We start from the raw sequence: 7,528 nt of genomic DNA, 5'->3' as shown, positions 1-7,528 counted from the left end.
AAAGCCGCTGGCGATGCGGCTGCTGGAGCTGGTGCTGCTGTACTTTTTGGTGGGCGCACTGGCGCTGCTGATCGAGAAGCGGGTCGGCCAGATCACGCCCCAGAAATGGGAGTTCTACGTGGTGACCGCTGCGCTGTTCGCCACCTTCGCGTTCCCCGGTTTCGTGTACCGCTACCTGGGGCGCCGCCGCAAGTGGGGTGGCCTGGGGGAGTGAGCCGGGATGAAGGTGCTTGACCTGCATTGCCCGCAGGACCACCGCTTCGAAGGCTGGTTCGCCTCGGAAGCGGAGTTCCAGCAGCAGCTCGAGGGCGGGTTGCTGCAGTGCCCGCTGTGTTTTAGCGCCGAGATCCGCAAGGGGCTGAGCGCACCACGGCTGAACCTGCGCTCCGCAAGGCGGGATGCCGGCGGCGCCAGGCACCCGGATGCGGCGGTCGCGACCGCTTCGGAAGCCCCGGCCGCGGCAGAGGCCCGCGACCAGGCGCTCTTGCCCGGTGCGCTGCAGGCGGCGTGGCTGCAGCTGGCGCGCCACATCGTCGCCCATACCGAGGATGTGGGCGACCGCTTCGCCCATGAGGCGCGGCGCATCCACCATGGGCAGGCGCAGGAGCGCGGGATCCGCGGGCGCGCCACGCCCGAGGAGGCGGCGGAGCTGCTCGAGGAGGGCATCGCCGTGGCGCCCCTGTGGCTGCCCGATGCGGCCAAGGAGACGCTGCAATAGGGCTGGTTCGGCGTCGATCCCTCAACCCGGCAGGAACTGCTCGGAAAAGGCCTCGGAGACGCTGCGCTCTGCGGCCAGCGAGAAACTGATGGTGATGCGCTCCTCGGGTGCCATGGGCGGCAGCACAGGCTGGAGGCGCCCTGCGTCGGGGTCGAAGTGCAGTTCGCGGCTGGCAAAGCCCGCCGACTCGCACTGCAGGTCGTACTGCCAGGGGCCGCCGTGCTCGAGCGGTGCCTCGGGCGTGCCGAATTCCGCATGGGCCCACGCCAGGATGCGCTCCAGCTCTGCCAGCAGCTCGGGCAGGCGCCGCGCCGGGACGCTGGCGAGCGCGTCCCAGGTGGCGATCCCGTCCTCGTCCTCGCTGTAGTCGAAATCCAGGAAATGCAATGCCATGGGAGCTTCCGTGTCGGACCACAATGAACCACCAGCGCAGCATAGCGCGCCCGCCACGCCCGTCCTGCTGAAAGCCGAGCAGATCGATGCCGGTCCGGGTTCGGCGCAGGTGCTGCGGGGCTGGACGGCGCAGTTTCCTGCCGGGCTGTCGCTGATCCTGGGCGAGGATGGGGCCGGCAAGACCACGGCGCTGCGCGTGCTGGCGGGCGAGCTGGCGCCGCGGGGCGGGCGGATCCGCTGGCGCGGCGGGCCACCGCCGGGGGCGGGGGAGGTCTTCTGGCGCGATCCCCAGGAGCCCTGGCCAGAGGCGCTCTCGCCCCGGGGATGGGCCGCCCAGCTACGAACGCAGTGGCTGCAGTGGAGCCAGCGCGCCTGGGAGCGGCACGTCGATGGCTTCGACCTGCAGATGCACCTGTCCAAGCCCATGTACCAGCTGTCCACCGGCGGCCGGCGCAAGGTGCTGCTGGCGGCAGCGCTGGCCAGCGGCGCGCCGCTGACGCTGATCGATGAGCCCGTGGCGGCGCTGGACCGGGCCTCCATCGATTACCTGTGCGAGGCGCTGGACGAGGCGGCGCAGGCTGCGGCCGAGGCGCGGCGCGCGCTCATCCTGGCGCATTACGACCGGCTGGACGAGGGCCTGCCGTGGCAGTGCGTGGCCGTGCTGCCGCTCGCGCAGTAGGCTGGCGCGCTCTCAGACCACGCCCTGCGCGAGCATGGCGTCCGCGACCTTTACGAAGCCCGCCACGTTCGCCCCGGTGATGTAGCTGACGCTGCCGTCGCTGCGGCGCCCGTGCCGCACGCAGGCGGCATGGATGCCGCGCATGATCCCCAGCAGGCGGGCGTCCACTTCCTCCTGGCTCCAGCTCAGGCGCATGGCGTTCTGGCTCATCTCCAGGCCGGAGGTGGCGACGCCCCCGGCGTTGCTCGCCTTGCCCGGCGCGTAGAGCACGCCGGCCGCCTCGAAGACCTTGGCGGCCTCGTTGGTCGAGGGCATGTTGGCGCCCTCGGCGACGCACTGCACGCCGTTGGCGATCAGGGTGCGCGCATCGTCCTCGTCCAGCTCGTTCTGCGTCGCGCAGGGCAGCGCCACGTCCACCGGGACCCGCCAGGGCCGCATGCCCGGCTCGAAGCGCACGCCGGCGCGGGCGGCATAGTCGCTCACGCGGCCGTATTCCTCGTTCTTGATCTGCATGAGCAGGGCCAGCTTCTCCGGGGTGAAGCCTTCCTCGTCGATCACGGTGCCGCCCGAGTCCGACACCGTGAGCACGCGCGCGCCATGCTGCATGGCTTTCTCGACCGCGTACTGCGCGACGTTGCCCGAGCCCGACACGGACACGCGCAGCCCTTCCATGGAACGGCCGCGGGTCTGGAGCATTTCCTCGGCGAAATACACGGTGCCGTAACCCGTGGCCTCGGGACGGATGAGCGAGCCGCCGTAGGCCAGGCCCTTGCCGGTGAACACGCCGGCGGCGGTGTTGGCGAGTTTCTTGTGCATCCCGGCCATGAAGCCGACCTCCCGGCCGCCGACGCCGATGTCGCCCGCGGGCACGTCCGTGTCGGCCCCGACATGGCGAAAGAGCTCGGTGACGAAGGCCTGGCAAAAGCGCATGACCTCGGCGGGGCTGCGGCCCTTCGGGTCGAAGTCCGAGCCTCCCTTGCCGCCGCCCATGGGCAGGGTGGTGAGGGCGTTCTTGAAGGTCTGCTCGAAGGCCAGGAACTTCAGGACCGAGAGGTTCACGGAAGGATGGAAACGCAGGCCGCCCTTGTAGGGGCCGATGGCCATGCTGTGCTGGATCCGGTAGCCGCGGTTGACGTGCACGCGGCCCTGGTCGTCGAACCAGCTCACCCGAAAGCTGAGCACGCGCTCGGGCTCGACCAGGCGCTCGAGCAGGCCCTGTTCGGCGTAGCGCGGGTTCTGGCGAATGAAGGGCCAGAGGCTTTCCACCACCTCGGTGACGGCCTGGAGGAACTCGGGCTGCCCGGGGTTGCGCGCAGCGACGTATTGGAGGAACTGTTCGGCGGAGGCGTATGGCATGGATGAACTTCCTGCACCAGAAAAATGCGGCGGTGCAGCACGGCATTATGCCGAAACTGCATCTACTCATGCATGAAAAATTGGGGCCTGCACGTGTGCCGCACACAACGGCCCAAGCGAGAAGCCCCTGCGCCGGTTCTGTCCAGCCGGCAGCCTTATCGGGGTTGGGGAGGACAGGCAGGCGGCTGAGGTTCAGCGGCCGCGCAGGAAGAATGCGTCCAGCTCGCGCAGCGTGAACTGCCGCCAGGTGGGGCGGCCATGGTTGCACTGGTCCGAGCGCGGGGTGGTCTCCATCTGCCGCAGCAGGGCATTCATCTCCTCCAGCGTCAGGCGCCGGTGGGCGCGCACCGCGCCGTGGCAGGCCATGGTCGCCAGGATCTGGTCGCGTGCGCGCTCCAGCAGCGTGCCCGCCTCGTGCGTGGTCAATTCGGCGAGCACGCTGCGCGCCAGCGCCACCGGGTCGCCCGCAGCGAGGGTCGCCGGCACGGCGCGCACCGCCAGGGTGCGTGCGGAGAAGGGCGCCACCTCGAGGCCGAGCTGCTGCAGCACGGCGTGGCGCGTCTCTGCGGTCGCCACTTCCAGTGGCGTGGCGGCAAAGGTGGCGGGGATCAGGAGCGGCTGGCTTGCGACCTGCGGCGCGCCGGCGGCCTGGGCCTTGAGGCGCTCGTACACGATGCGCTCGTGGGCGGCATGCATGTCCACCAGCACCAGCCCCTGGGCGTTTTCCGCCAGGATGTAGATGCCGTGCAGCTGGGCAAGGGCCCGGCCCAGCGGCCAGTCCTGCTCCGGGGCGGGATCGCAGGGGCGTCTGTCGGCCGGGGAAGGCAGGGCCTCGCTGGCCGGGGCGCCTGTGCCCCAGAGCGCCTCCAGGTCGCTCACGCGGTGGCCGTCTGGCGGCGGCTGAAAGCGCAGCGGCGCCTGCAGGGCAGGGCGGAAGGGGGCGGCGCCGCCGTGGTCGCGCGGGGCCGGGGGCGCCGGGGCAGCCGGCAGCGCGGCGCTGCGCGGGGCCGCCAGGGCGTCGCCGACCGCGTGCCGCACCGCCTGGTGGACCTCGCGTCCGTCGCGAAAGCGCACCTCGATCTTGGTGGGGTGGACGTTCACGTCCACCCGCTGTGGGTCGAGCTGCAGGTGCAGCACGTACAACGGCTGGCGCTGGCCGTGCAGCACATCCTCATAGGCGCTGCGCACGGCATGGGCCAGAACCCGGTCGCGCACGAAGCGGCCGTTGACGTAGCAATACTGGTGCTCGGTGCGGGTGCGTGCCTGGTCGGGCAGGCCGGCGTGTCCGCTCACGCGGATGCCAGCGTGCTCGCGCCGCACGGTCACTGCGCCGGTGACGAATTCCTCGCCCAGCACGTCCGCCAGCCGCTGCTCGGCAGCCGCCTCCCAGGCCGGGTCGCCCACGGCAGCGGCGGCGTCCGGTGCCAGGGTGGGGCGCCACTGCTCGACCAGCCGGCCATCGTGCCACACGGCAAAGCCCACGTCCGGGCGCGCGAGCGCATGGCGCCGCACCGCCTGCAGGCAGTGGGCCAGCTCGGTGGCGTCGCTCTTGAGGAACTTGCGCCGCGCGGGCGTGGAGAAGAACAGCTCGCGCACCTCGACCGTGGTGCCAGGGCCGCGGGCTGCCGGGCGCAGCTCGCCGCTGCGCGCATCGAGAGCGTACCCCGTCGCCTGGTGGGCCGGGCGTGACAGCAGGCTGAGCTGCGAGACGGCCGCGATGGCAGCGAGCGCCTCGCCGCGAAAGCCCATGGTCGCTACCGATTCGAGTTCCTGCAGGTCGGCAATCTTGCTGGTGGCGTGGCGGCGCAGGGCGAGTGGCAGCTGGGCCTGCTCGATGCCGGCGCCGTCATCTTCCACCGCCACCAGTCGCACCCCGCCCGAGAGCAGGCGCACGGTGACTTGGCGGGCGCCCGCGTCCAGTGCGTTGTCCACCAGCTCGCGCACCACCGAGGCGGGTCGCTCGACCACCTCGCCGGCTGCGATCTGGCTGATCAGTTCGTCGGGCAGCTCCCGGATCGGGCGGCTTGCGGCAAGGACAGTCACGGCCGCCATTCTAGGCAGCCCCCGGAGACCGCCGGGAAAGCGGGGGCGGCTAAAGTAGCGTGCCCCGCTGCTTTCGCGGGGGGAAGGGTGGCTGTGGAAATTCTGGGATTCCTGATCGATTTCATCTTGCATGTGGACCGACACCTGGCGGCCTTCGTCACCGACTACGGCCCGTGGGTCTATGCCCTGCTGTTCATCATCGTGTTCGTCGAGACGGGTGTCGTGGTCATGCCTTTCCTGCCGGGAGACTCGCTGCTGTTCGTGGTCGGGGCCCTCAGCGGGGCCGGGCTGATGCACTTCGGGTTGGCGTGCGCGCTGCTGCTGGCCGCGGCCATTTTGGGTGACCAGTGCAACTACCTGATCGGGCGGCGCATCGGGCCAAAGGTGTTTCAGTGGGAAAACTCACGCTGGTTCAACCGCCGGGCCTTCGACCAAGCGCATGCCTTCTACGAGCGTTATGGCGGCATCACCATCGTGCTGGCGCGCTTCATGCCCTTCATCCGCACCTTCGCGCCCTTCGTGGCAGGCGTGGCGCAGATGCGCCGCAGTGCCTTCACGGCCTACAACATCGGCGGCGCCTTGCTGTGGGTGTTGGGCATCTGTACCGCGGGTTATTTCTTTGGCAACCTGGCATGGGTGCAGCGGCACCTGGACAAGATCATTTGGGCGCTGATCCTGGTGCCGGGGTTGATTGCCATTGCCGGGGCATGGCGCGCTGGGCGCAAGGCCCAGGGCGCCCCAGTGACCTTCTGACCCCGGGCCTGGCTGCGCCCGCCTGGCGGTCAGCGGCGGCCCTGGCGGTTGTCGCGGTCCTTGCCGACCTCGTGGCCGATGAGCGCGCCGGCCGCGGCGCCGCCCACCGTGGCGGCCGTGCCGCCCACGGCGCTGCCGACCACGCCACCGGCCACGGCACCGATGCCGGTGCCCATCTGGGCGTTGGTGGGGTTGCTGGAGCAGCCGGCCAGGCCCAGCGCGGCGGCGCAGACGGCGGCGTAGAGGCAGTGGCGGTATGTCATGGTGAAGCTCCTCAAGGTGGACGGGCCCGGTGCCCGGCCCGCCGATGGGCGTATGGTTTCACTATGGTGAGCTTCCCGGGCGCCCGCTGTAGGCGTCCCAAGCAAGGTACTGTAGGACCCTCCGGGGCGGGCTAGCGTGCCGGCACCAGGCAGAGCGTCAGCAGCAGCGAGGCGTCCTGAAAGGCCCGCAGGCCGTAGCCACTGCCCGGACCGAGGTGCAGCAGGTCGCCGGCGCACAGCCGCTGGGTGCGGCCGTCGCAGTCGAATTCCACCTCGCCTTCCAGGCACAGCAGCGTGAATTCGCCCGGCGAGTCGTTCTGGCGCGCGCTCTGGCCGGCCGGCAGCACGATGCGCACGATCTCCAGCTGCTGTGCCTTGAGGATGGCGTGCGAAGGGGTTTGCGGCACCAGCGGGCCAAGCGGGCGGATGCTGACGATCTGGGCTGAGCGGGCGTGGGGCAGGGCCATGGCGTTCTCCTGGGGGCGAGGCCGCCGCGCCCGGGCCGCCCCCGTTTCTTCTACACGGTGCGGCTGCGCGCCAGCGGCGGGTTCTTGGCGAAGTATCGGGTGATGCCGCGCATCAGCGCGTCGGCCAACTGCTCCTGGTAGGCGGCCGAGCGCAGCTTCGCCTCTTCCTCGGGGTTGCTGATGAATGCCGTCTCCACCAGCACGCTGGGAATGTCGGGCGCCTTCAGGACCGCGAAGCCCGCCTGCTCGACGCGCGGCTTGTGCAGCCGGGCCATGCCACCGATCTCGCCGAGCAGCACGCTGCCGAGCTTGAGGCTGTCGTTGATCTGCGCGGTGGTGCTCATGTCCAGCAACACGCGCTGCACGTGGCGGTCCTGGCGTGCGCCCAGGTTCACGCCGCCGATCAGGTCGGCCTGGTTTTCCTTGTTGGCCAGCCAGCGCGCGGCCGAGCTGGAGGCCCCGCTTTCGCTGAGCGCAAAGACGCTGGCGCCGCGCGCGGCCGGGTTGGTGAAGGCATCGGCGTGGATGGAGATGAACAGGTCGGCCTGCACCCGGCGCGCCTTGTCGACGCGCGTGGCCAGCGGCACGAAATAGTCGCCGTCGCGCGTGAGAAAGGCGCGCATGGGGTTGCCGCCGATGCTGGTGGCGTTGATGCGGTCGCGCAGCCGGTGGGCCACCCGCAGCACGACGTCCTTCTCGCGCGTGCCGCCGGGCCCGATGGCGCCCGGGTCTTCCCCGCCGTGGCCGGGATCGAGGGCGATGATGATCAGGCGGTCGGTGGCGCGCGCCGGGCTGGCCGGGCGCGGCGGGGGCGCCGGGGGCAGGGTCGGCGGCGCCGGGGGGGCGGCAGGCAGGG

General features: G+C 70.9%; 10 protein-coding genes. 4 read left to right on the top strand and 6 right to left on the bottom strand.

The window, feature by feature from the left end; all coding sequences use genetic code 11:
* Both A612_RS04065 and A612_RS04060 read left to right on the top strand, forming a co-directional pair.
* Window positions 1-214 (top strand): DUF2818 family protein (locus tag A612_RS04065; RefSeq protein ID WP_019373278.1); only part of this gene is annotated, 214 nt, incomplete at its 5' end.
* A gap of 6 nt (window positions 215-220) precedes the next feature.
* Window positions 221-718, top strand: coding sequence for a DUF1178 family protein (locus A612_RS04060; RefSeq protein ID WP_019373277.1), 498 nt, complete (start codon window positions 221-223; stop codon window positions 716-718).
* A 21-nt stretch (window positions 719-739) separates the two neighbouring features.
* Here A612_RS04060 and A612_RS04055 read toward each other — a convergent pair whose 3' ends face one another.
* Complete coding sequence (locus A612_RS04055) at window positions 740-1,111, bottom strand: hypothetical protein (RefSeq protein ID WP_019373276.1); 372 nt, start codon at window positions 1,109-1,111, stop codon at window positions 740-742.
* On the opposite strand from A612_RS04055, the gene A612_RS04050 reads away from it, so the two are divergent.
* Entirely contained in the window at window positions 1,110-1,790 is a 681-nt protein-coding gene (locus A612_RS04050) for an ABC transporter ATP-binding protein (protein ID WP_019373275.1), read from the top strand. The genes A612_RS04055 and A612_RS04050 overlap by 2 nt on opposite strands.
* A 12-nt stretch (window positions 1,791-1,802) precedes the next feature.
* On the opposite strand, the gene gdhA is transcribed toward A612_RS04050, so the two are convergent.
* Both gdhA and mutL read right to left on the bottom strand, forming a co-directional pair.
* Window positions 1,803-3,146 carry an NADP-specific glutamate dehydrogenase gene (gene gdhA / locus A612_RS04045; RefSeq protein ID WP_019373274.1) on the bottom strand — a complete coding sequence of 448 codons (1,344 nt, stop codon included), beginning with the start codon at window positions 3,144-3,146 and terminating at the stop codon, window positions 1,803-1,805.
* 192 nt (window positions 3,147-3,338) lie between these two features.
* Window positions 3,339-5,198 (bottom strand): DNA mismatch repair endonuclease MutL, encoded by a 1,860-nt coding sequence (gene mutL, locus A612_RS04040; RefSeq protein WP_019373273.1) that lies wholly within the window; start codon window positions 5,196-5,198, stop codon window positions 3,339-3,341.
* Between the two features lie 84 nt (window positions 5,199-5,282).
* Here mutL and A612_RS04035 point away from each other — a divergent pair, with 84 nt between their 5' ends.
* Window positions 5,283-5,942, top strand: a complete 660-nt coding sequence (locus A612_RS04035; RefSeq protein ID WP_019373272.1) for a DedA family protein — start codon at window positions 5,283-5,285, stop codon at window positions 5,940-5,942.
* Window positions 5,943-5,971: 29 nt separating this feature from the next.
* Here the strand turns inward: A612_RS04035 and A612_RS04030 are convergent, their stop codons facing one another.
* From A612_RS04030 to A612_RS04020, 3 genes are all read right to left on the bottom strand, one after another.
* Window positions 5,972-6,205, bottom strand: coding sequence for a glycine zipper 2TM domain-containing protein (locus tag A612_RS04030; RefSeq protein WP_019373271.1), 234 nt, complete (start codon window positions 6,203-6,205; stop codon window positions 5,972-5,974).
* A gap of 131 nt (window positions 6,206-6,336) precedes the next feature.
* Window positions 6,337-6,672, bottom strand: a complete 336-nt coding sequence (locus A612_RS04025) for a cupin domain-containing protein (RefSeq protein WP_019373270.1) — start codon at window positions 6,670-6,672, stop codon at window positions 6,337-6,339.
* 50 nt (window positions 6,673-6,722) lie between these two features.
* Window positions 6,723-7,528, bottom strand: an 806-nt coding sequence (locus A612_RS04020) for an N-acetylmuramoyl-L-alanine amidase family protein (RefSeq protein WP_019373269.1), incomplete at its 5' end; no start/stop codon positions are given.

The sequence above is a fragment of the Melaminivora alkalimesophila genome (genome assembly GCF_000282995.1).
Taxonomy (GTDB): Bacteria; Pseudomonadota; Gammaproteobacteria; order Burkholderiales; family Burkholderiaceae_C; genus Melaminivora; species Melaminivora alkalimesophila.
The sequence above is the reverse complement of the archived record's forward strand: the minus strand, read 5'-3'. Positions and strand labels throughout refer to the sequence as shown.